Origin of the sequence: Aliivibrio kagoshimensis (genome assembly GCF_050337105.1) — a bacterium.
Classification (GTDB): Bacteria; Pseudomonadota; Gammaproteobacteria; order Enterobacterales; family Vibrionaceae; genus Aliivibrio_A; species Aliivibrio_A kagoshimensis.
This window is the reverse complement of record NZ_JAKJSQ010000010.1, coordinates 15,225-39,795: the sequence shown is the minus strand read 5'-3', so window position 1 is coordinate 39,795 and position 24,571 is coordinate 15,225. Positions and strand designations below refer to the sequence as shown.

The following is a 24,571-nucleotide window of genomic DNA, read 5'->3' as shown; positions in this document are numbered from 1 at the left end:
CTTTATCCCGTGCTAACTTCAGCACTACTAATTTCCAACAGCTTGAACGATACGAATCTGTTTCTCATCAGGGATCTCTTGATATGAGAGCACTCTTAAATTCGGAATAGTATTCTTAACAAATTTGGCTAGCGTTGAGCGCAACACTCCCGATGTCAGTAACACCGCCGCCTCGCCTTTCAACTCTTGCTCTTGCGTTGCTTTTGTTAATGAGGTTTGCAGCCTCTCTGCTAATCCTGGTTCAATTCCTGTGCTTTCTCCTCCTGAAGCCTGCATAGTTTGATGCAATATTTGTTCCAATTCAGGAATCAAGGTAATAACTGGCATCTCTTCCTCTATGCCATTGATTTCCTGAACAATAAGTCGCTTCAATGCAATCCTAACGGCAGCGGTCAATATGTCAGGTTCTTGACTTTTTGGCGCAAACTCGGACAGTGTCTGTACAATAGTACGAATATCTCGAATAGGAATCGCTTCGTTAAGTAGGTTTTGTAGTACTTTAACCACCACACTCATTGAGAGTTGCTCTGGTACAAAGCCTTCAATCAGTTTTGGTGTTGACCTACCTAATACTTCTAACAGATTTTGTACCTCTTCATGGCCAATCAACTGCGCCGCATTATTGGTCAAAATCTGGCTTAAATGGGTCGCTAGCACGGTGGCGGCATCCACCACGGTATAACCTAATGCTTGAGCGTGTTCTCGTTGATCTTCATTAATCCAAACCGCTTCTAGTCCGAAGGCAGGATCAACGGTCGACTCACCCTCTATTGCACCATAAACTTGGCCTGGGTTAATCGCTAGTTCTTTATCGGGGCGAATTTCAGCTTCGCCAAACGCCACGCCCATCAATGTTATACGATAAATATTAGGTGCTAACTCTAAATTATCTCGAATGTGAACTGACGGCACTAAAAAGCCAAAATCTTGCGATAACTTCTTACGAACCCCTTTCACACGCTCTAATAACTCGCCACCTTGCTCTTTATCCACCATAGGGATAAGTCGGTAACCAACCTCTAAGCCGATAATATCGACAGGTTGAACATCGTCCCATGACAGCTCTTTATTGCCCGGAAGTAACAGTTCGGTACTTGGTTTACTGTCATCTTCCTCTTCGCTTTTATTACTCTTTTTATGCAAGTAGTAAGCGCCACCACCAGCTGCTATGGCTAACAGCAGAAATGAGAAGTGTGGCATTCCCGGCACAAGACCCATAACAGTAAGAATAGCAGCTGTAATCATAAGTGCTTTGGGATTATCAAACAGTTGGAATACCATCTGCTCACCCATGTCTTCTTCCGTATTTTGACGGGTCACCATGATTGCCGCCCCAATAGACAGCAACAGTGATGGGATTTGAGCGACTAAACCATCACCAATAGTCAATAGCGTGTATATCTGTATTGCATCTTTAAAGCCAACATCATGTTGGATCATACCAATGGCCAAACCGCCAACGATATTCATAAACAGAATCAAGATACCGGCAATAGCATCGCCTTTTACAAATTTGGACGCACCATCCATTGAGCCGTAAAAGTCCGCCTCTTTAGTGACATCAAAGCGTCGTGTTCTTGCCTCTTCTTGATCAATTAGGCCAGCATTCAAGTCGGCATCAATTGCCATCTGCTTACCTGGCAAGGCATCTAAGGTAAAGCGGGCACTTACTTCAGAGATACGACCCGCACCTTTTGTTACTACCATGAAGTTAATTATCATCAAGATCAAAAACACCACCAAGCCCACCGCATAGTTACCACCGACAACCACGTTACCAAAAGCAGCAATCACTTGTCCGGCTGCACCATCACCTTCATGACCATAGAGCAATACCACTCGAGTTGAGGCTACATTCAAGGCTAAACGTAGCAGAGTAGCGACTAGCAGTACCGTAGGGAATGCTGCAAAATCGAGAGGGCGACGAGTATAAATGGTGACTAACAATACGATCATCGCTAGCGCAATATTGAAGGTAAACATTAAATCCAACAGCAAAGGCGGCATTGGAAGAATAATCATTGCTAGGGCAGCAAGGACTAAAATCGGTGCGCCTATCGCTGGAATCGATCGTCCTTTGAGAAAAGCAAGTTTGTCGGTATAGGGAATGGCTAGCTTCATAGTTAATTCATTACTTACTTCAAAGTGATTTTACGAATAGAAGCCCTACTAACAAGACTTTTATTGAACAACGAACCTTGAATATGCAAAATATGAGCCACAAATAAGTCAATAAGTTGACACTTAGTAACTGACTGCAAATATTAGCGTTTTAACTCATCAGGAATGGTTAACGTCTTCTCATCCAGCTTAGGTTTGCTACCACCTCGACGCTTAAATTGCTGCAGTTGATAGACATAAGCTAAAATTTGAGCCACTGCAGCAAATAGGCCATCTGGGATCTGTTGATCAACTTCAGTAGAGTGATAGAGTGCACGAGTCAGTGGCGGAGCCGCCACAACGGGTATTTTATTCTGGTTACCCACTTCACGAATTTTTAAAGCGATGTGGTCAATGCCTTTGGCAACTACAATTGGCGCTTTATCTTTATCATGTTCATAACGTAGCGCCACTGAGAAGTGACTCGGGTTAGTTACGATTACATCCGCTTCAGGTACCGCTGACATCATTCGTCGCTGCGTCATCTCGCGCTGCAACATTCGAATGCGCCCTTTCACTTCTGGTTTACCTTCCGTCTCTTTAAATTCATCTTTCACTTCTTGCTTAGTCATTTTTAGCTGATCGGCGTGTTGCCAAATCTGAAACGGCACATCAATCGCCACTACCACCAGCAATGAACAGCTGATAAGCAGAACAAAGTTGAGCAAGATTTCTAATGCGTGAAAGATATTTGAAGGGTAGGTATCGAGACTTAGTTGAAATAGATCTTCTAAGCTAGACTCAACCAAATAAAAAGCGACACCAGCCACAAGCGTCACTTTTAGAATCGATTTGAGCAGCTCAACCCAACTCTGCATACCAAACATACGTTTAATGCCACTCATCGGATTGATTTTTGACAGTTTAGGTCTAGCGGCTTCCACTGAAAAACTGACTCCACCTAACCCCGCCGCCCCAATCATTCCGGCGACAAACAGCGTAATGAGCACCAAAGAGAGCGGGAGAATAAGTTGAGATAGGCCACCCGTCACTATATCTAATAACTTTCCTGAGGCATAAATCTCATCACGGGTAATCGAAAAAAAACGCCTCATAATATTCATTAATGCTTGGCCAATAAATCCACCAAACCACATTAATGACACCGCGCCGAAGACTAAAACAGCAACTGAAGCGAGCTCTTTTGACCTTGCAACCTGCCCTTTATCTTTGGCCTGTTGCAAGCGTTTGGGCGTTGCGTCCTCGGTGCGTTCTGCACCACTTTCGCTCTCAGCCATCAGCAGTCCAACCTAATAAGACTGCAAATCTGAGTTTCAGCTCTCATCCAGTGCAGATCATAGTGACCAAACATCCCGATTAAGATATACCAACAGAGTAATAAACCAATCATTAAGGCAAAGGCAAAACCCAGTGAGAAGATATTCAATTGAGGTGCTGCACGGGTCATGACTCCGAACGATAGGTTAACGGTAAGCAGTGCAATGATGCCCGAAAGTGACATGCTGAGCGCAGCTTTAAACATCACTCCCAGCCAGGTGGCCAGTGAGCGAAAATCGATGACGGTTAACTGCCCCGACCCTATAGGTAATGTTTTAAAACTGATCACTACAAAGTTGATCATTTTAAGGTGGCCATCGGTGATCAAAAAGAACAGCGTAGCCAACAACATAAAGAGCTGACCCAGTACCGGGGTATTTTGTCCATTCGCAGGATCCACCATAGAGGCAAAACCTAAACTCGATTGCATCGCTAAAATTTGCCCTAGCAACACAAAAGTTTGTATGACAAATTGGGTTACCATGCCCATTGAGACACCAATAATCAACTGCTCCGCAGTGGTAATAAAACCTGCTAGAGAGAGCAGTTCAATCTCTTTAGGTACTGCTGGAATAGAGGGCATGACGGCAAACGTGACCGCTAAGGCAAGGTAGAGGCGAATTCGAGAAGAGACAAAGCGCGCACCAAACACCGTCATCACCATCATCATGGCGGAGATACGCGTGAACGGCCAAAAGTAGTTGGCAATCCAGTCAAGTATAACGGCGGTGGGATACTCCATAATCAGATCACTCTAATAGAGAATTAGCGGAATACGGGCAACAATATCTAAAAAATACTCGGTCATAATACGTGTCATCCAGTGACCAAATAGCATCAGGGCGAGTATGGTAACGATCAATCTTGGTAAAAAGCTTAACGTCTGTTCATTGATAGAGGTCGCCGCCTGAAACACCGCAACCACTAAACCAATCATCAAGCTCGGAATAATAATGGCACACACTAATAGTAGTACGACGTAGAGCGCCCCTCTGAATATTTCTATCGCAATCTCAGGAGTCATTCGCTACCTCGCAAAGCTGCCGGCCAACATAGAGAGAATTAAGTTCCATCCATCCACCAGCACAAACAACATCAGTTTAAACGGCAGTGACACAATCATCGGTGACAACATCATCATACCCATGGCCATTAATACCGAAGCCACCACTAAGTCGATAATTAAGAAGGGGAGGAATAGCATAAAACCAATTTGGAAGGCCGTTTTCAATTCTGACGTTACAAAGGCGGGGATCACCACAAAGATAGGCACATCTTCTGGGTTGTCTACTTCAATCTCAGCCATGTTAACAAAGGTTTCTAAATCTTTGATTCTTGTCTGTTTTAGCATGAAGTCTTTCATCGGGACCTGAGCATTGTCAAACGCTTCTCTGGCGGTTAACTCTTCATTTATATAAGGCTGAATCGCTGTGGTATTCACTTTATCGATAACTGGAGACATCACAAAGAAGGTTAAAAACATCGCTATCCCGACGATCACTTGATTCGATGGCGTCTGCTGTAAACCCATCGCTTGTCGAAGAATAGACATGACCACGACAATACGCGTAAACGAGGTCATTAAGATAACCATCGCGGGCAGGAAGCCCAGCAAGGTCATCAGGGCAACAATTTGTAGGGTTACCGAGTAATCTTCACCACCGTCGCCATTGGTGGTCATGGTGAACGCTGGAATGCCTACGCTCGCCGATGAACTGCCTTTTGCGGTACTGCTAGAAGCGCCGCTATCCTTTTGCATTGCTGTAACCGTGATACCTTCAGCACCCGCTGCCGTGGCAGGAATGGTTGCCGCAAGATCATCAACGGCGATAACTGCCGGAGCAAACAGAGAGAAAGTAAAGAGTAACCAAAAGGYAGCGATGAGATTATTTTTATTCATTTTTACTCATTAATTGGCTAATTTGATTGGCAAAAGAGGCGCTTTCAACGCTCGCATCTTCAAGAGGCGTCTCTAATTTAGTCAATAGATTGATATTGTGCGCTGTCACACCAACCACCAACTGCTCTTCGCCTACCTGTATAATCATGATCCGCTCTTTAGGACCGATCGGCATCTGTTTGATCACTTTCAATGGCCCACTGCTACCCATCATTCCCGGTACACGCATCTTTTTCATCATCCATGCTAATCCAAAGATAAGCAGCAGAACAAAAATCAGCGAGCCGATAGTGGTCGCCAAATCAAGATTAGTCGTTGACGAGCCTACCTCTGAAGAAGCCAGTGCTGTAAAAGGGAATAGAGTGAATGCAATCAGGCTACAGTGACTGTTTTTCATCGCTATCTAAGCTTTTTGATACGTTCAGTTTGGCTAATCACATCGGTTAAACGAATACCAAACTTGTCATTAACTACCACCACTTCGCCGTGGGCAATTAAGGTGCCATTTACCATGACATCCAGAGACTCACCAGCAATCCTATCTAACTCAACCACTGAGCCCTGATTCAACTGAAGCAAGTTACGAATGCTTATTTGCGAGCGACCCACTTCCATCGAAATAGTAACAGGGATGTCTAAAATCGAATCCAATTTACGACGTTCATCATCCGTAATTGGAGGCGAACTGTCCGTCAATTCATCAAGAGGGGCTGCAACAGCATCATCGGTTTGAGTCTGTGCTAGCGCATCTTCACTTAATGCTGCTGCCCATTCATCTGCCATCTGTTGTTCTTTAGAATCCATTTTTGTACCTTATAATATTGAGCTGATTGCGTTTGTGATTATTACTTGATAACTATCAGTCGTCAAAATCAAACAGAGCATCTTCCCCTAAAAAAGCAAGATCCGTTTTTACCACATCTGGGCGTTTTATTTTCTCAAAAATCTGAATCGCCAACTTATCTTTCGAGCGCCCCATCTTCGCACGGTAACTAGGAAGCTCCTCCACAAACACCGTTGCTGACTCAGGCATCTCGATAGGAATAATATCACCTTTTTGCATCTCCATCAGATCACGAAGCGACACTTTGGTGTCTAATAAGTTGACTCGAAGCTCGACGGGAATACCCATTATCTCGTCGCGTAGCGCTTTACTCCAACGTACGTCTGTGTCCATTTTGTCACTCTGGACACCAGCATCAAGCAGTTCTCTAATCGGTTCAACCATTGAGTATGGCATAACGATATGGAAGTCCCCACCGCCGCCATCCACTTCAATATGAAACGAACTAACAACGATCACTTCCGTTGGGCTGACAATGTTCGCCATGGTTGGATTCACTTCCGAGTCCAAATACTCAAACTCAACCCCCATCACTGGAGACCAAGCCTCTTTATAATCTTCAAAAACAGTTTTAAGCAGTAACTGAACGATTCGTCTCTCAGTCGGCGTGAATTCACGCCCTTCAATCTTGGCATGGAAACGGCCATCACCACCAAAGAAGTTTTCAACCAAAATAAAGACTAAGCGAGCTTCCATAGTGATAAGTGCAGTGCCTTTTAACGGGCGGAAACGAACCATGTTCAAACTGGTAGGAACGTAAAGGGTATTTTGATACTCACCGAACTTAAGCATCTGTACGCCATTGACTGACACTTCGGCGGATTTTCTTAACATATTAAACAGGCTAATACGCATATGACGGGCAAAACGCTCATTGATCAATTCAAGCGTCGGCATGCGTCCACGAACGATTCGATCTTGAGATGAGAAATCAAAGCTCATTTCACCCGAATCTTCGGAGCTATTATCCTCTTCTTCTACATCGTCGACACCGTGGAGAAGTGCATCAATTTCGTCTTGGCTTAGTAAGTCAGTCACAATGAACCTATTGCATTACAAAATCGGTAAATAACACTTTCTCAACCACAGGTTTCCCTACGATTTTATCGAAAGCCGCTTGTAAATCACTCAACGCTTGCGCTCTAATCTCTAGTCGGCCTGTTGGAGACCTTAACTGTTCAAGAGTTGCCGCACCAAAAGAGGAGAGAATTGAGCTCTCAACCAGTGGCGTATGCAGTTGAGCTAATGCATCGTTATCGTTCCCACGCACCATCAGCTGCACTTTTATCTGTACTAGACGGTTTTTGTGATCGCCGGTAACATTAAAAATGAAGGGTTGAGAGACGTTAACATATAACGCTTCATTTTGGCTCTCATCCACTTCAACCACAGCAGCATCATCTGTTGGCGTATCGCCTCCAGATAAAAAGAAGAACCAAGCCCCGGCACCAATGCCAGCAACCAACACGATTCCAATTATGATAAAGAGAATCGGACTTCTCTTTTTTTCTGTTCCATCATCTGCCATGAATGGTTCCTCGGCGACTCTTAATAATATAGTGATTTAGGGCTTTTATGCATAGAAGCTGATCCTTTTATCGGGATCTCTTATTTGCACTCTGCTTTCAACCATTTCAGAAGACTCTTCAGAGAAATTATCTCCAGACTCTACATGCTCTTGTTTCTGATATGAATATTGACCAGATTGGTCCCTATTCTGCTGCTGAACATCCGTATCTGCAAGCTGTAAACCTTGTTGAGACATTAATTCTCTCAATCTTGGCAAAGATTGTTCAATTAATTCCCTTGCCTGCGCGTTAGCAACCGTGAATTGTACCGAAGCTTGATCATTATTCATATGCAATCTAATCTGCATTTTTCCAAGCTCTGGTGGATCTAAACGAATGTCTACGTGTTTTAGGTTTTTAGAGATCATGACACTCATTTTCTCTGACAGCTTTTCACTCGCATCTTGAGCCGATAAATGCATAGAGGCTTGTTGAGTAGCAGCCAGCTGAGCGTCGGTTTTAATCGGTTGAGCGCCAGTACCTTGTTGCGCGGTTGCCGATGCCGTTTGCATCGCTAAACCATCTTGTCCAGTTAAATTATTAGGGTCAATCTTCTCGCCATTTTTATGCAGTCCTGCCCCCATGGCCGCTGTAGATGCCATCAATGCCGCTTCAGTATGTTTACTCTCTGTAGCCACAACACTACCGTGAGGGATCGCTTTAGTGGCTCCTTGCAGTGAGTCTGCACCTGCGCTTGAAAGTGCTTGTTGCGTGGACTCTTTACCTGCCTGAGTCATCACTTCACTATTGAGGACTTTGGATGCACTGTCACTAGTAAGACGCTCACCATTGCTACTCTGTAGCTTAACCGCAGCTTTGGTATCCACATCAGTCGCCGCAGTTGCTCCAAATAACGCTGCCATCTTTTCATCACTCTGTAACTGTTCAGAGTCACTCTCTTGAGTCTTCGTTTGAGTACTCTGTTCAATGGCATCACTGCTAGGTGGCAATGTTTTGCCTAGCTCGTCAGTTGCCGCTTGATTCGTACTCTTCGCTGGAGACTTATCCTCACTCACCAACGTTTGATTTGCATTATTCAGGCGTGATAGAAACTCATCACCTTCAGCCAATTGAGCTTCAGCATTACTGCTTTTCACCTCATCGCTGACATCACCATCTGACTCCGCCTCGAGCAACATCTTAGTGCTTTCGGACGAATCAGAGTCTATTTTTGCTATAGAATCAACCTCTTCACTATTTTCTGAAGAAGTCTCGGTTTTTCCTTCTACGTCATCAGAGCCAAAAAGCAGTGACTGAAGCTCACTTAAAAAACCTTCCGACTCAGCTTGTTCAGCCGATGTCGTAGTAGTTGAGGAGGACGAGGAAACGCTTTTTCCTGCCCCTAAGGTCGATACGTTCAAATCTACTTGGTTCATCTTACATTCTCTTGTTCACGCACATATCTAGGGAAGTCTGACTGTTTCTTTTTACTTAATGGGTTAATAAGCAAAAAGTGAGCCACTATCTACGGGTATACTGTAATGTAGAGAATTCATCCATCATTTTTTGCTCTTGTTTATCCAGTAAACGTTGCTTCTCTTTCTCTCTTTTTTCCAGCATCCACTCATAAGACCGACGCTTCTTACGGGTCTCTTGCCAATAATGCTCACAATTAGAGAGTTGAGAAACAAAATGCTCTTCCGTACTTCTTTGTTTGGTTAACGTCTCATCAAGTTGCACCAGAAATTTATTAAGATGGCTATATTGACTCGCGGTCAGCCCCTGTTTGCCTCGTTCTAATAACTGGTTACAGTAATCTAATCGGTACTTTTCAATCTGGCGAATCTGATCGTAATAGCCTTCAAGTTCCCCTCGAGCATTGTTTAACGCGAGTACCGCTTGGTTCTCTTTCTCTTTCGCTTGTTGTAACAGAAATTCTAACGCGTTATCCATTCATTACTCCCCATGCAGTACTGAGCGGAGCATATTGACACACATATCAAACGGCACAGAGTCTTTCATCCCTTGCTGTAAGTAGTCGTCTAATCTTGGTTTTAACGTAAACGCTTGGTCTATTGCAGGATCGGTACCTGGCTTGTAGGCACCAATCGAGACTAAATCTTGATTCTTACGACAAATTGAGAGTACTTGTCGTACCGCTTTTGACATCAACATCTGCTCATCACTGGTAATCTGTGGCATGACTCGGCTAACTGAACGCTCAACATCAATCGCTGGATAGTGACCCGCATCAGCCATCTCCCTTGAAAGCACTATATGGCCGTCAAGAATTGCTCGCGAAGCATCAGCAATCGGATCTTGCAGATCATCCCCTTCCGTCAACACGGTAAAGAACGCAGTAATTGAGCCTTGATCATCTCGCCCATTACCAGCACGCTCCACCAAAGCGGGCAATTTTGCAAACACTGAAGGTGGATACCCTTTGGTTGCAGGTGGCTCACCCACTGAGAGTGCAATTTCACGCTGTGCTTGTGCAAATCGGGTGAGTGAATCCATTAGTAATAATACGTCTAATCCCTGATCGCGAAAATATTCAGCGATGGTTAAGGCCGTTTGGCACCCTTTTAATCTCATTAATGGAGAGGCATCAGCAGGAGCGGCGACCACCACTGAACGAGCACGGCCTTCAGTGCCTAAAATCTCTTCAATAAACTCTTTTACTTCTCGGCCACGCTCACCAATCAGGCCAACCACGACAACTTGTGCGGTAGTACCACGTGTCATCATCCCTAGGGTGACCGATTTACCAACACCAGAGCCGGCAAACAGACCAATACGTTGACCTTTACCGACGGTGAGTAATCCATTGATCGCTTTCAGGCCCACATCGAGTGGTTCACTGATCGGTTTTCTCTGTAGAGGGTTGATCGGTTCAGAGGTAAAGGACGCACGTTGCTCAGTGTAAATCTCTCCAAGGCCATCTAAAGGGGCGCCCATACCATCAATCACACGGCCTAACAACTCCATGCCTACCGCTATCCCGTTATCATTGAGAATCGGAGTCACTTTTGCTCCCGGTAGTACGCCCGAAACTTGCTCGCTCGGCATCAAAAAAAGGTGTTCTCCAGAGAAACCCACCACTTCAGCTTCAATGCTGCCTGTCATGGTTTCTACTAAACAGGTACTGCCAATTGGAGCACGACAGCCTATCGCTTCTAACGTTAAGCCAACCACACGAACCAAACGTCCTGACGCGATCGCTCGAGTCGTCAGTGCATCGGTTTTATATTGAGATAATCTCTCAGAGAGGGAGATCATAGTGATGGGTCCGTAGATTGCTGTTCTTGATGGCGATTCACCCCACAAAATTTTTGCAATACGGTTTTGATTCGCTCTTCAATCAAGTAGTTGACACTGGAGTTACCCGCGCTGATTTTAATATCACCTTGATTGAGTGAGGGCTCAGCATGTAGTGTCCACGTCTTTTGAGCAATGGCCTCTTCCCCATACGCTGTAGTTATTTGTTCCACATCGGTAGGGTGTAAAAAAATCTGGATATCACGTTCATTAACAGGCAATGTCTCGACTGACTCTCTGAAGGTATCTAAAATTAATTGAGGGTTAGTCTGAACTTCTACGTGTATCACTTCACGTGTTAGGGCAAGTACCATATCAATCAATTGACGTTCAACTTGCGAATTTAATAGCGCCATAGGTTCGGAGAATTGGTCCACCATCATAACAAGCTGCTTTACCTGGTCATCAATCTGTTGAGTACCTGCTGCTAGCCCTTCCGCTAAACCTGCGGTATGGCCTTCCGACTTCCCTTCAGCAAAGCCTTCGTTTTTGCCTTGTTCAAAACCCTGAGCAAAACCCGCCTCTTGACCTTGACCTAACCCTTCATTGTAAGCGCCTTGTTTAATCAGTTCGATCTGCTCTTCGGTTAACACCATTGGCTGTTCAAACTCATCGGCATGCGCTTCGGGCATCCAGCCAGGATCGTAATTATACGCGGTCTCTTTCGCTTCTTGTTCTGCACCAGCGTAGTTGGGCAAATCCCACTCAGCCGTTGTCTCTTGTTGTTCACTTTCGGGAATTCTTAAAAAGCCGCGTCTAGGGTTTACACTCATTGTCGCCGCTCCTGTTATAAGAACTCATCTGCGCCACCAGTTAGCATGATCTCACCAGAGTCAGCTAAACGGCGTGCAACAGCCAGAATCTCTTTTTGCGCCGATTCGACATCAGCAACACGTATTGGCCCCATCGCTTCAAGATCATCTTTAAGGATGTCTGCAGCACGTTTAGACATATTACGCAGCATCTTATCTCTAAGTCCTTCGTCTGCACCTTTAAGCGCTTTTTGCAGCGCTTCTTGCGGCACATCTCGAAGTATCTGTTGAATACCACGGTCATCCACTTCAATAAGGTTTTCAAACACAAACATAAGATCTTGGATTTGGGTTGCCGTATCTTCATCTTGGTCACGAATCTGATCCATCAACAAGCCTTCAACACTGTTGTCGAGGTAGTTCATAATTTCAGCAGCAGCCTTCAAGCCGCCAATTTTGGCTGCTTGTGCGCCAGATTGACCTGCAAACTGCTTCTCCATGATCTCATTCAATTCTGCTAATGCGTTTGGTTGCACCTCTTCTAAATTGGCAATTCGCATCATAAGATCAAGACGAACTCTCTCGGGGAACTGTGACAGAATTTCCGCCGATTGATCAGCATCGAGGTAAGAGAGCACGATGGTTTGAATCTGTGGGTGTTCATTAAGAATGATATTCGCTACTTGTCGTGGATCCATCCATTTCAGTGAATCCAAGCCTTTAGAGCCATTCCCAAGTAGAATTTGGTCAACTAAATTACCCGCTTTATCTTCACCAAGCGCTGCAACCAACGCATTTCTCATGAAGTCTTCGCTGCCCATACCTATGTTGGTATATTTTTGAATATCTTCGAGAAAAGCTCGGTGAACCGCAGAAACCTTAGTTTGATTCAAGTTGGCGACGCTGGCCATTGCACTGCCCACACGTTGCACCTGTTTAGGTTCAAGGTGACGAATAATGCTTGCTGCATCATCTTCACTCAAACTTAACAGTAAGATCGCTGACTGCTCAGCGCCTGAGATGCTTGTAAGATCAAAGCTTTCCGGCTCTTCAGCTTCATTTTCATTTACTGCCAAATCATTAGCCATTATCAGAAATCCAATTTTTAACTACTTGTGCTGCTAATTCAGGTTCATTAGCAACTAGGGCTCGAACTGCTTTTAACAGATCTTCATCTTTGTGTAAATTTGGTAGGTCAACGCCCGAACCAAACTCAAATTCGTCCGCATTATCTAAGTCAGCCCCTAACAGATCGAGGTCATCACCACTGCGGATAGGTAATCCATCTTCGCCCAGCTCATTGCCATCTTTATCTCGATTAGGGAACAGTAATTTGTTCATTGCAGGGCGTATCAACAGCAAGATGACCGCGATAATGACTAAGGCACCTGCTAACCACTTCATCCACTCATTGAAGCTAGGATGATCCCAAATAGCGACATCTTCAACGACGCCAGTCTCTATTTCAGCAAACTTAACACTCAGTACATTCAGTAAGTCACCACGCGCTTCACTAAAGCCGACACTGCCAATAATGATGTTTCGAATGTTCTCAATCATGGCATCACTGACCGGTTCGTAAGTAACCTCACCAGATTCAGGGTTCACCATTTTATGGTGTTTAATCGCCACTGACACAGTCTGTCTTGCAACAATACCTGTCTGCTTACGTTCATGACTAATTGTAGTATCTAACTCAAAGTTTCGAGTTGCTTCTTTATGAACCGACCCTTGACCCAGTAAACCGCCATCCTTTAATTCGGCAACATCTTGGGGAATCGCGGAGTCCACCGGTGGTTGGTTACTGAGGGCGCCCGGAATACCAGCCACTACGTTACCATTATTATAATCTTCTAGCGTGTATTCACTTCGAGTAGAGGGGGTTTGTGGATCAAAGCGCTTTTTCGTCTGTTCGACAGCACTAAAGTCCATCGAAACGTCCACTTGCGAAGTGTAGTTGCCTAACCCTAGGATAGGGATAAGAATGGCATCAATTTTATCTCGAAGGGCCTGTTCTTGCTTTCGTTCAAGCTCTTGCTCTTTACGTTGAGCGGTCGCCATTGGATCTTGCGACCCAGAACTCAACAGTCGACCATTTTGATCGGTAACGGTAACACGGGTCGTTTTCATTCCCGGTACAGCACTGCCTACCATATCAACGATAGAGTCGACCTCTTCTTGATTAAGCGTTGTCCCTAAGCGTAGCGTTAAGAATACCGTTGCAGACGCTTCTTGGTTATGGCGAACAAATACACTCTGTTTTGGCATGGCCAACAACACTTGCGCTTTTCTAACTGGGCGAAGTTGTTCAATGGTTTCAGCCAACTGACGTTCACGACTCAGTTTCAGTCGCTCAATCTCTAAACGTTGAGAAACGCCAAACCCCATATCTTGAAGTAATATATCATCGCCAGCGCTGGTCGATTTATTTAGGCCCGCACGGCTTAAATTAAGTTTTAAGGAACTGAATTGATCAGAAGGAACACGGATGGTATTTCCTTCTAGTGCATATTCTGTTTGGGATTGGTCTAGGTAGTCAAGAACCAAAATGAGCTCTTCGGTTTCATACGTACCCAGTGGACGCATCTCTGTTTTTTGTGCCCAGAAAAACATCATCACAATGAGGGCAACACAAATAGAGACTGAAAGAATCAGAATGACTTGTCGAAGGAGATCTAAATTACCAAGGGCGGAGTCAACTTTTGAACTGCTTTTTTCATCAGCATCGGTATCTTGAATATCACTATCCGCATCGATGGCCATTGCGCCCGTTGGAGAGAGATCATCATCGCTAACCGCGATATCTGTATTTTTCGTTTCTTCTGACACTGCTTAATTCCCGAAAATTATACTGGCATACTCATGATCTGCTTATAGGCATCGACCAGCTTATTTCGAACTTGAACCGTTGCTTCAAAGGCGACACTTGATTTGTTTCGTGCAATCATCACATCAGATAACGATACCCCTTCATCACCTCGGTCAAAACGTGTCGCAAGGTTACTAGAGGACTGTTGTAAACCATTCACTTTATTGATTGCTTGGTTAAATAGAGCACCAAAATCTTCTGATACTTGCTTGCCTGTCGCTGGACGCATCGTATTTGACGCTTCCAGTTTCATTGTCTGCATTTCGCTCTGTAATTCACCAAGTTTCATCTGCTGCCTCTTTAGGTCAAATATTTGACAAACCATCTCTTCTATTAGGAATAAAGCAAGTTATATGCCAAGGTTGGCTATTGTTATTTATTCGTCCTAACATGGGATTTCAATCCCAGCATCACGCATTTTTGCCAGCTTGTAACGTAACGTTCTTGGGCTGATCCCTAATTTCTCAGCAATATCTTTTCGTTTACCGTTACAGGCATTAATCGTCTCTAAAATGATCGCAAACTCTTGCCCTCTTAACTCGCCCCCTAAGCTCTCGCTCACTGACGATGATATAGGTGCAGTGCTCGTTTGAGTTGGATGTTGTTCACTTTGAGCGGTGATTGGTTGTGCTGCTTCTGGCTCAGCGACGGGAGACACTCTAGGGGCGACAGCAGCTGACTGCTCTACGGCTAACTGTAAACCTCCCGCGTCATTCCAATCTAGCCCTTCTAGTAAAATATCGTCCGTAGAGATCAGATTTCCACTGCAAAGGATCAGAGCGCGTTGAATCACATTGTCTAACTCTCGAACATTACCTGGCCAAGTGTAAGATTTTAGCTTTTCAATCGACTGCTCACTAAAGCTAGGAACGGGTTGCCCTTGTTTTTGGCAGTGACGCTCCACTAAATGTACCGCCAAAGGTTCAATATCACCCTGTCGTTCACTTAAGGCAGGCCAGGTAATTGGAAACACATTCAATCGATAGTAGAGATCCTCTCTGAAATTACCTTCCAGTACGTATTTTTTCAGATCACGGTTACTCGTTGCAAGGATTCGAACGTCCAATTTAATGCTTTTTCTGCTACCAAGTCGCTCTACTTCCCTCTCTTGCAGTACACGCAGGAGTTTGGCCTGAAGACTCAGATCCATCTCGCTGATCTCATCCAACAAGATGGTGCCACCTTGCGCCTGTTCAAACTTACCAGGACACGCTTGTACCGCACCGGTAAACGCGCCTTTTTCATAACCAAATAAGGTCGCTTCTAACATGTTATCGGGTATCGCAGCACAATTGATGGCAACAAATGGGCCAGAACTGCGTTTCGAGGTGTTATGAATGTAACGTGACATCACCTCTTTTCCTGAACCACTTGGCCCTAAGACCATGACGTTAGCATCAGTCGCGGCCACTTTTTCCGCTAAACTAAGCAGTTTTAAACTTTTCGGATCAGCAACAATGGCATCTGATTGCTCCGCTTTTACCGGGGCATAACGGCTAACCATGTTGAGCAGGACTTCTGGAGCGAAGGGTTTAGCCATATAGTCAATAGCGCCCTCTTTCATTGCTCCAACGGCATCTTCAATATTGGCATAAGCCGTCATCAACAGTACTGGTAGTTTAGGCCAGTGTTGTTTTATGTTTCGCAATAGTGCCAACCCGCCCATACCGGCCATTTGAACGTCTGAAACGACAATATCAACGGCTTGCTCTTTAAGTATCAACAACGCTTGTTCCGCACTGTCTGCCTCTAGCCATTCATAACCGGCCAGCGCCAAAGTATCCACTAAGGCTTCACGTAGGCCTTCATCATCTTCTACGATGAGTACTGTGCTTTGATTCATGATATTTCTCCAGAATTCAACGTTTCTGCCTCAGAAGCGGTGTTTGATTTATTTGAAAGGGGGATAACAGCGGTAAAGCAAGCACCATCGTCGGGTACTGAATGAAGATTTAAACTGCCTTTATGTGCACGGCATACCATCTGTACTACTGCTAAACCTAGCCCGGTTCCTTGTGAGCGAGTCGTGAAAAATGGTTCCATTATTTTATCTTGTAGCGATAACGGTATCCCTGGTCCATTGTCTTGTACCGAAATACGGAGTTCATTGTTAACCGCTCTGAAATAGACATCAATTTGACACTCTTTTCCAGAAACTTGAATGGCGTTCATTACTAAGTTGCTAATTGCACTCGCAATAGCGTTTGAGTTACCCATAACCATGGCTGATTCGTCTTCCACTTCAACCGCATAATCCACCTGATTATTGGTGATCACAGCTTCAACCATTGGAGTAAACTCATCAACCAGATCCGCAATGGAGAAATGGTCTACGACTTTATTATCTCCTCCCTTAGCAAACAGCAGCATGTCATTAACCTGTTTCTCAAGATCGTGCAATCGATCGACCAGTTTGGTTTGAAAGCGAATACGGGTTGGAGCAGGTAGGTTGGGTGCGCCTAAATTTGAGGCATATAACATGGCACTGGATAACGGGGTTCTGACTTGGTGGGCAAGTGAGGCGACCATTTTACCTAGTGAAGATAAGCGCTGCATGTCACTCATTCGCGACTGTAGCAACCGGGTTTCGGTAAGATCAGTGATAAGGATCAACTGGCCCATGTCTGAAGCGGAAATAGCTAAACGAACTTTACGTCCATTACGCAGTGATATTTCATGCCCATCATCTTCCTTAGGATCAAAGGCTCTCTGTATGACTGAGAACCACTTTTCACCAAGTAGTGGTTCGCCAAGGAGCTTGGAAGCTTCAGGGTTCACTTCACAAATAGCACCTTGGGTGTCTAACAGAATAACACCAGCAGGCATCACATCTAATACTTGCTTGTAACGAGTCACTTGCTCTTCTAGAGTGCCTAAGGGTGAGTTAGGTTCACTAGAGCGGGGTTGCTTAAGAGTCGGTTCGACTTCGTTCACTTCTGTCATGCCAAATTTCCACCATATAAAGACAAAAGACTGGAATGCACAATACATGCCAGTCTTTTTATTGTTTTATATCATATATTTACGGCGAAGTGGCTCATTTAAATTACGTCAATTTACTGTCACTTACTTCAGATCGTCTTTATTCAGATTGTATTTACGCATTTTTTCAACCAAGGTAGTACGACGCATTCCAAGCATATCGGCAGCTCGTGCGACAACCCCATGTTGAGCTTCTAATGCCTGGCAGATCATGTTTACTTCAACATCCGCCAGCATCTCTTTTAAGTTGACCCCATCAATAGGCAGATCTGAAGAGGGACTCAGCGTCGGTAGTGGGGTAACCGCAGTTGCGATATCACTCTCACTTTCGAAGTTAGCCAACATATCAGCAAGAGCTGCTCGCTCTTGCTCCTCGATTGAGGAAGCATCTGATTCGAACTCAGGCTGAAACTCTGGGATATCACTATAACGATACTTAGTCGGCAGATGGTTCACATCAACCAGTTCACCAGGGAATAGAATCAATAATCGTTCAACCAAGTTCGCCAGCTCTCTCACGTTTCCTGGCCAATCATGTTCCATTAAGGAATTAACGGCACGAGGCGTTAATCGAATTCGATTGCCCCCTTCTGCCTCCATTCGAGTTAATAGCTCCTGCAGTAAAAGAGGAATATCAAATTTCCGGTCTCTTAATGCGGGCATTTCGATAGGAAATACATTCAATCGATAGTAGAGATCTTCACGGAAATCACTCGCAGAAATCATACCTTCAAGATCTCTATGAGTAGCAGCAACAATGCGAACGTTAGTTTTAATACTTTTACTGCCACCAACACGTTCAAAGCTACGTTCTTGCAGGACTCTTAATAATTTAACTTGCATAGACATCGGCATATCACCGATTTCGTCAAGAAAAAGTGTGCCTGACTCTGCCAACTCAAAGCGACCCTTACGGGCGGTAATCGCACCAGTAAACGCGCCTTTCTCGTGACCAAACAGCTCACTTTCTAATAAATCTGGAGGAATAGCACCGCAATTTACGGGGACAAAAGGTCCATCTCGGCGTGCTGAGTGATAATGAATATTACGGGCAACCACCTCTTTGCCTGTTCCCGACTCACCTAAAATGAGAACGGTGGCATCGGTTCCAGCGACTTGTTCCATAAGATGACGAACTTCACTGATGCAGTCACTGCGGCCAACCATGCTACGAAACAGCATATTTTGACGGGATAGACTTGGGTGTTTATAACCTCTTCGTCCTAAAAAGTCCTGACAATGACGAAGAGCTTCGCTGATCTGTGAATAGTTAATCGGTCGAGTTAACTCCCCAACAAAGCTGGGCGTATTTTCAAGGACTTCTCGATAGTTTTCTAGCGTAATAACAGGAATATGGTTAGATGAGGTCAGCTTTGAAACGACGGTTAATACGTCGCCTATCTGTCCGAGCAGACACGCTGTCCAAGGAGCATCCCAGTCAACGCTCTCTAACTCCTGAGAGGAGATACGCTGACACTGCTCTCCAATAAATTCAAGAATAACACCTAAATCATGTCGATTTTGATTATCGTCTTCTATTACGAGTATTTTGGCTAAACCATGCATATAAGAATTATTCGTGCCTACTTAAGAATGTCTGAGGCTCAGTGTGTGAACAGCAGTAATTCAAGATCCATTATTATTTTAATTGTAAATAATAGCGTTAGATAAGGCAATATAACACGTTGAAGGAGAGAAAATTTCTCAATTTCAAAGTAGTGTCATATAAAATCAATCTATTTGCCTATTTTTTCAGCAGTTAGATTATGAAACTCTGTGGGGATTTGATCCCATGCAGATTTGATTTCACGCAGCATTTCAACAACGTCATCAATTGGTTCAGCTTCATTGTACTGATTCGCTTTAGTAATTTGAGCGATCATAAATTCATACAATGCATCCAAATTCTCCGCAATTTCTCCGCCATCATCCATAGAGAGACAAGTTCGTAAACTGATCACTATGTCTAATGCTTTACCAAGACGCTCACCTTTTACTGCTAGGTTGCCTTGTTGCATTGACAGTTTTCCTTGAATAAGGCGTTCAATTGCACCGGCCATCAACATCTGAATGACCTTATGAGGTGACGCAGAGCCCAATTGGCTATCAATGGATACTTTTTTGTAAGCCTGTAGAGAACCTCTCATTGGTTTTCCTTCTTTTATAAAAACTTATTATACATCTGAACAGATTTCTTGCTATGTCGGAGCTTTTGCATTTGCGTCGCCAACGAACTGGTTTCGTTACCCATAAGAGTAAGCACTTGCTGAGTCCTTTCCACCGCACAACTCCACGTTTTACTATCAACGTTTGTACCGTTCGATACTTCAGTTAATAACTGTTCACGACAATCAACCAATCGAACTATCTTATCAACATCAGCTTCACTACTGTTAAGCTCAAACAATAAAGTATGATCTAACTCAGCTAATTGGTTCATTAAGTTACTCATTACACCCCTTTACCACCATTGATTGCCTGAATAGTCATCTTAACCTGGTAATGCATTCATCATTCCCGCTAACTGAGTCTTCATTTTCCCTGTCGCTTCTTGCATGTTTGAAAACTTCGCTAAGGTTCTTTTTTCAAGACTTTCCATGCGTCGATCTAATGTGACTTGAGTATCATTTAATCGGTAATTTTGATCCTTTAATGAAGTCTCTCGGGTACGTATTGGCCCACTGACATTAGTAAAATCTTGAATGGCATCTTCCACTTTTTTAGCAAAACCATTTTGTCCACCAAAAAATGAATGCAAATTAGCAAAGTTTTTCTCTAACTGTTCATCCAAAATATTGTAGTTTATCTCTAAGTTACCTTGTCTGGTGGTCGAAATACCCAACTCTGTCAAGCTCTTCATCGACTCTGGTGCGGCTTCAATCTCAGTCGACAGGACTGATTTCATTCGAGACTGTGAAGAACGCACCACACTCTCCCCTGATAAAGGACCCGCACGCCCTGTTTCAGGATCGACGCCACCCAGTACTTTTGATACTTGAAAGAACTGATTATAAGATTCTACAAACTGCTCTATTGATGCCTTAACACTCTGTTTATCATATTGAATATCAAGTTCTAATGGCTTATCAGACTTTTTTGACGTCGACTTTAACGTTAAATCCACACCTTGTATGACATCATAAATTACGTTGGTTTCACTGCTGATCTCTGCAATACCATCCACAATCACCTTCGCATCTGTTGCAGATTGCAATTCACTCATTCCAACCGATTTATTATAACCCGCTTGCGCTGCAGTCACCGCAAGGGCCGCTGGCATACTGATGCCGGCGACGGTACCAATTAATCCCGGAATCATATCCACTGCCGCCGTGCTTATATCCGCCGTAGTACTTTCATCAGGCAGTGCACTAGTCAGCGTTCCTGACGTCTCCTCACTCCAACCTGGAATCGAGCTGGTTGGGTCATCAGGGTCTTTTCTTCGCTCTCTCTCTAACTCTTCAGCCGTTTTGGTTTCAGGCTCTTCAGTCATATAATCGTAAGCACTTTCAGCGATGTCATCAACACTACCTAATGCATGATCCACATAGGAAGTATAGCCAAAATTATGCAAGGCATTACCCGGCATCGCCGATACATCTATTTTGATCTGATTCTCTACGCCAGATCGATCTGAACCCAATATCAATCTCGATCCGGCATTATCTTTAATGATGGAAGCTCTAATGCCTGGGTTGGGTTGGCCTGAATTGATTGTTTTAACCACATCAACCAGAGTAGCGTGTTCACTCTTAATGTTAACCGTAAACTCTTTATCACCTAGGTGCAGCGTCATCTCACCTGGACCAAACTTAGTATCCTCAGGCATGGCTGATGAAGCCAATTTTTGCGCTTGTGCCAATTGCAGCACGTTGACACTGTACTTTCCTGCTAGTGCTTCAGTTGACGCCGTAGCAGACATCACTTCATCATTGCTTGATTCTGCATTTCGAAGCGCAAAGGCTTTCTCTTGTCGAAAGTTGTTCATTAATGATTTGATGCTATCGAGTGACTCTCTAAGACGGCCATACGCACTGATATTGGTTTGAATATCAGTTCGATCGTTATCAATGCGGTTCTGACGAGGTATACGCTCCGCATCAACTACTTTTTGGGTGATTAAATTGACATCTAATCCACCTGATGGCCCCATAGGGTTCACGCTCATTAAGATTCCTTATCTACTATTTCAAAACGAAACGAGCTCATAATCGATATCATTATGCGGTAATAATTTGCCGCTTAACAAAATACACATAGAAACAATATTAAAATCAATAAATTAAAGCCAAAACTATTGAAATGAAATGTCCCCAATAGATATAAAGCAAATATCGAACCAGTTTTTAGATAATTGAGGAAAAGAATAGATTTAACGATGAGGAGGGAATGAAAAAGAAAACCCGGAACTCAATCCGGTATTTTCTATAGCTTATTATCTCATGACTTATCCAAGCAGACCAAGTGCTGCATTGGGAGTCTGTTTTGCTTGAGCAAGAATAGAAGAACTCGCCTGCTGCAAAATTTGAGACTTTGTCATTGATGTTGTCTCTTTCGCAAAATCCGTATCTTTAATACGACTGTTCGACGCCGATACATTCTCACTTACATTGTCTAAGTTAGAGATTGCATGACTAAAACGATTTTGGAATGCACCTAATTGTGCACGATTACTATCAACAAACTGTAAAGCAGAGTCTAATAATGCCACTGCTTTTTGTGAACCACCTACTGTGGATACATTAATATCTTGTACCGTTTCAGCCTTGCTTTGACCCAAGCCTAATTCGCTATTTAATGAACCACCAAATGCAATATCTCCTTTTATATCAGCGTTCGAAGAGACAATTTGCAGCTCTCCTTTCTCTGATACAGAAGCGTTGATTAACCGAGTTTGACCATTGATGTAGGTCGCAACCTGCTCAATATCATCACCCTGTTTTGCATTGATTGTAAGCTCTTGTTCGGTTCCATCTTTATCTACAAACGCTATCGTAAGATTTGCGTTTTCAGCATTGATCGCCCAGTCTTTGTCTTTTCCGTTTTCAGCGGTGTAAGTCATCCCGCCCATCGAAGCATTATCTGAACGAAGGTTACCCATCGATAACATAACCGCTTCACCCGAATCAGAACCAATCTGAAACGATTTTGTGCCGAACGTACCATTTAGTAGACGATTACCACCAAAAGAAGTGGTTTCAGCAATACGATTTAATTCATCGTTAAGTGCCGAGACTTCCTCTTGGATAGCCACACGATCTGAGTCGGAGTTGGATCCGTTTGCAGATTGTAGTGAAAGATCACGCATACGTTGTAAGATACTTGTCGACTCAGTCATCGCCCCTTCCGCCGTCTGCGCAATGGAGATGCCGTCATTGGCATTTCGAACAGCAACGTCAAGGCCACGAGCCTGGGAACTTAAACGGTTGGAAATTTGTAGTCCAGCCGCATCATCCTTAGCACCGTTAATTTTATAACCTGAAGACAAACGTTCCATTGACTTACCCACGCCATCAGATGCTTGGTTTAAGTAACGCTGTGCTGTCATTGCCGACACGTTAGTGTTTACATTAATAGCCATTATTTATACTCCACTAGGTTTCTTACTGTTTCCTGTCTCATACCAGGAAACGGTTAATTCCATCTCTGGTTCTATCTATAACGACGATTACGCTTAAATCTTTACGTCTTTTTAACATTGTAGAGTAAATATAGAAGGAAATTCTAACTTAAGGAATATTGGCAAATATATATTCTGCGTGAATGGACTACATCCCTAACAGTTTCAATGCCATTTGTGGAGACTGTTTAGCTTGAGCAAGAATGGAGGAACTGACCTGTTGTAAAATCTGTGCTTTTACCAACTTGACACTCTCTTTGGCAAAGTCAGTATCAGCAATTCGACTGTTTGAAGCCGCAACATTTTCGTGAATATTATCTAAATTGTTCACGGCATGGCCTAATCGATTCTGGAAAGCACCTAACTGTGCTCTTTTCTCATCCACGAAGCCTAATGCAGTATCAAGTACCGCAATGGCTCTTTGCGACCCCCCTGCGGTGGTTAAGTCGAGATCGGAGACCGTATCAAATACTGGGCCATTCATTGCCAAACCAGAAGCAAGGCTCCCCTCAAAAGTGATCGCACTCGACACCGACTTGGCAGAGGCAAAGATTTGCAGTTGGCCATGCTCGGTCACCGATGCACTAACTTGGTCAGTCTGGCCATTAATGTAAGTCGCGAGCTCTTCTATGTTATCCCCCGCTTTAGCATTGATCTCAATCTGTTGATTAGCACCATATTGGTCAACAAATGACATGGAGAGCGTTTGTTCCTTATCCGGAACTTGCCAGCGATTGTCCAAGCGCGCCGAAGCGACATAATGATACCCACCCATAGTCGAGGTATCACTTCGCATACTATTTAGCTTTAATAATACCGCTTCACCGGCATTGGCACCGATTTGAAATGCTCGAGAGCCGTAGCTGCCATTAAGCAGACGTTGCCCGCCAAACGAAGTGGTTTCTGCGATTCGATTTAACTCGGCATTCAGTGCTGTCGCTTCTTCTTGAATGGCTTGCCGATCGACAGCAGAGTTTGAACCGTTTGATGACTGCAAGGCGAGGTCGCGCATGCGTTGTAAAATAGAGGTACTTTCACTCATTGCTCCCTCAGCCGTTTGCGCTATCGATATACCATCATTGGCATTACGCACCGCCACATCCAAACCGCGCATTTGCGTCTGTAATCGATTCGATATCTGTAGCCCGGCGGCATCATCTTTGGCACTGTTTATTCGCTTACCAGAAGATAATCGCTGCATCGCCTGCTCTAATTGCATGTTTGCACTGTTTAGATGTCGCTGAGAAATAAGCGCAGGTACATTGGTATTAACGGTAATTGCCACTTTGCCCCCTATAAAACATCTCAATGAAGTCTATAACGGCTAGCAATCAGTTAAC

The 24,571-nt window shown here is 44.1% G+C and carries 24 protein-coding genes; all 24 read right to left on the bottom strand.

Going from position 1 to position 24,571, the window contains the following annotated elements; all coding sequences use genetic code 11:
* Positions 1-27: 27 nt before the first annotated feature.
* Complete coding sequence (gene flhA, locus L4C32_RS05505) at positions 28-2,121, bottom strand: flagellar biosynthesis protein FlhA (RefSeq protein ID WP_428195857.1); 2,094 nt, start codon at positions 2,119-2,121, stop codon at positions 28-30.
* A gap of 143 nt (positions 2,122-2,264) precedes the next feature.
* Complete coding sequence (flhB, locus tag L4C32_RS05500) at positions 2,265-3,398, bottom strand: flagellar biosynthesis protein FlhB (protein ID WP_428195856.1); 1,134 nt, start codon at positions 3,396-3,398, stop codon at positions 2,265-2,267.
* Positions 3,398-4,180, bottom strand: a complete 783-nt coding sequence (gene fliR, locus L4C32_RS05495; RefSeq protein ID WP_428195855.1) for a flagellar biosynthetic protein FliR — start codon at positions 4,178-4,180, stop codon at positions 3,398-3,400. The genes flhB and fliR overlap by 1 nt, the downstream gene beginning before the upstream one ends.
* A gap of 12 nt (positions 4,181-4,192) precedes the next feature.
* Positions 4,193-4,462 (bottom strand): flagellar biosynthesis protein FliQ, encoded by a 270-nt coding sequence (gene fliQ, locus L4C32_RS05490; RefSeq protein WP_428195854.1) that lies wholly within the window; start codon positions 4,460-4,462, stop codon positions 4,193-4,195.
* A 3-nt stretch (positions 4,463-4,465) separates the two neighbouring features.
* Positions 4,466-5,338, bottom strand: coding sequence for a flagellar type III secretion system pore protein FliP (fliP, locus tag L4C32_RS05485; RefSeq protein WP_428195853.1), 873 nt, complete (start codon positions 5,336-5,338; stop codon positions 4,466-4,468).
* The gene (fliO, locus tag L4C32_RS05480; protein ID WP_428195852.1) at positions 5,331-5,735 is read right to left on the bottom strand and encodes a flagellar biosynthetic protein FliO; all 405 of its coding nucleotides are present in this window, start codon (positions 5,733-5,735) and stop codon (positions 5,331-5,333) included. Before fliO ends, fliP begins: the two co-directional genes overlap by 8 nt.
* A 2-nt stretch (positions 5,736-5,737) precedes the next feature.
* Positions 5,738-6,142 (bottom strand): flagellar motor switch protein FliN, encoded by a 405-nt coding sequence (fliN, locus tag L4C32_RS05475; RefSeq protein WP_428195851.1) that lies wholly within the window; start codon positions 6,140-6,142, stop codon positions 5,738-5,740.
* Positions 6,143-6,197: 55 nt separating this feature from the next.
* On the bottom strand, positions 6,198-7,220 hold the full coding sequence (fliM, locus tag L4C32_RS05470; RefSeq protein WP_428195850.1) for a flagellar motor switch protein FliM: 1,023 nt from the start codon (positions 7,218-7,220) through the stop codon (positions 6,198-6,200).
* Positions 7,221-7,227: 7 nt separating this feature from the next.
* Positions 7,228-7,710 (bottom strand): flagellar basal body-associated protein FliL, encoded by a 483-nt coding sequence (gene fliL / locus L4C32_RS05465; RefSeq protein WP_428195849.1) that lies wholly within the window; start codon positions 7,708-7,710, stop codon positions 7,228-7,230.
* Positions 7,711-7,755: 45 nt separating this feature from the next.
* A complete protein-coding gene (locus L4C32_RS05460) occupies positions 7,756-9,126 on the bottom strand; it encodes a flagellar hook-length control protein FliK (protein WP_428195848.1) in 1,371 nt (456 codons plus the stop codon).
* 85 nt (positions 9,127-9,211) lie between these two features.
* Positions 9,212-9,643: a flagellar export protein FliJ gene (gene fliJ, locus L4C32_RS05455; RefSeq protein WP_428195847.1), complete on the bottom strand. Its 432-nt coding sequence runs from the start codon at positions 9,641-9,643 to the stop codon at positions 9,212-9,214.
* A 3-nt stretch (positions 9,644-9,646) separates the two neighbouring features.
* Positions 9,647-10,969 carry a flagellar protein export ATPase FliI gene (gene fliI / locus L4C32_RS05450; protein ID WP_428195846.1) on the bottom strand — a complete coding sequence of 441 codons (1,323 nt, stop codon included), beginning with the start codon at positions 10,967-10,969 and terminating at the stop codon, positions 9,647-9,649.
* Complete coding sequence (gene fliH, locus L4C32_RS05445; protein WP_428195845.1) at positions 10,966-11,781, bottom strand: flagellar assembly protein FliH; 816 nt, start codon at positions 11,779-11,781, stop codon at positions 10,966-10,968. The genes fliI and fliH overlap by 4 nt, the downstream gene beginning before the upstream one ends.
* A 14-nt stretch (positions 11,782-11,795) precedes the next feature.
* Entirely contained in the window at positions 11,796-12,848 is a 1,053-nt protein-coding gene (gene fliG / locus L4C32_RS05440) for a flagellar motor switch protein FliG (RefSeq protein ID WP_428195844.1), read from the bottom strand.
* Positions 12,841-14,589 (bottom strand): flagellar basal-body MS-ring/collar protein FliF, encoded by a 1,749-nt coding sequence (fliF, locus tag L4C32_RS05435; protein ID WP_428195843.1) that lies wholly within the window; start codon positions 14,587-14,589, stop codon positions 12,841-12,843. Before fliF ends, fliG begins: the two co-directional genes overlap by 8 nt.
* Positions 14,590-14,606: 17 nt before the next feature.
* On the bottom strand, positions 14,607-14,918 hold the full coding sequence (gene fliE, locus L4C32_RS05430; protein WP_428195842.1) for a flagellar hook-basal body complex protein FliE: 312 nt from the start codon (positions 14,916-14,918) through the stop codon (positions 14,607-14,609).
* A 96-nt stretch (positions 14,919-15,014) separates the two neighbouring features.
* Complete coding sequence (locus L4C32_RS05425; RefSeq protein WP_428195841.1) at positions 15,015-16,472, bottom strand: sigma-54-dependent transcriptional regulator; 1,458 nt, start codon at positions 16,470-16,472, stop codon at positions 15,015-15,017.
* On the bottom strand, positions 16,469-17,572 hold the full coding sequence (locus tag L4C32_RS05420) for a sensor histidine kinase (RefSeq protein ID WP_428195840.1): 1,104 nt from the start codon (positions 17,570-17,572) through the stop codon (positions 16,469-16,471). The genes L4C32_RS05425 and L4C32_RS05420 overlap by 4 nt, the downstream gene beginning before the upstream one ends.
* 123 nt (positions 17,573-17,695) lie before the next feature.
* Entirely contained in the window at positions 17,696-19,177 is a 1,482-nt protein-coding gene (locus L4C32_RS05415; protein ID WP_428195839.1) for a sigma-54 dependent transcriptional regulator, read from the bottom strand.
* A 170-nt stretch (positions 19,178-19,347) separates the two neighbouring features.
* Positions 19,348-19,758, bottom strand: coding sequence for a flagellar export chaperone FliS (fliS, locus tag L4C32_RS05410; protein WP_428195838.1), 411 nt, complete (start codon positions 19,756-19,758; stop codon positions 19,348-19,350).
* A gap of 14 nt (positions 19,759-19,772) precedes the next feature.
* Positions 19,773-20,063 (bottom strand): flagellar protein FliT, encoded by a 291-nt coding sequence (gene fliT, locus L4C32_RS05405; RefSeq protein WP_428195837.1) that lies wholly within the window; start codon positions 20,061-20,063, stop codon positions 19,773-19,775.
* A 39-nt stretch (positions 20,064-20,102) separates the two neighbouring features.
* Positions 20,103-21,779, bottom strand: coding sequence for a flagellar filament capping protein FliD (fliD, locus tag L4C32_RS05400; RefSeq protein ID WP_428195836.1), 1,677 nt, complete (start codon positions 21,777-21,779; stop codon positions 20,103-20,105).
* Positions 21,780-22,058: 279 nt separating this feature from the next.
* Positions 22,059-23,192 (bottom strand): flagellin, encoded by a 1,134-nt coding sequence (locus L4C32_RS05395; protein ID WP_428195835.1) that lies wholly within the window; start codon positions 23,190-23,192, stop codon positions 22,059-22,061.
* A gap of 187 nt (positions 23,193-23,379) precedes the next feature.
* The gene (locus tag L4C32_RS05390) at positions 23,380-24,516 is read right to left on the bottom strand and encodes a flagellin (RefSeq protein ID WP_428195834.1); all 1,137 of its coding nucleotides are present in this window, start codon (positions 24,514-24,516) and stop codon (positions 23,380-23,382) included.
* Positions 24,517-24,571 lie beyond the last annotated feature (55 nt).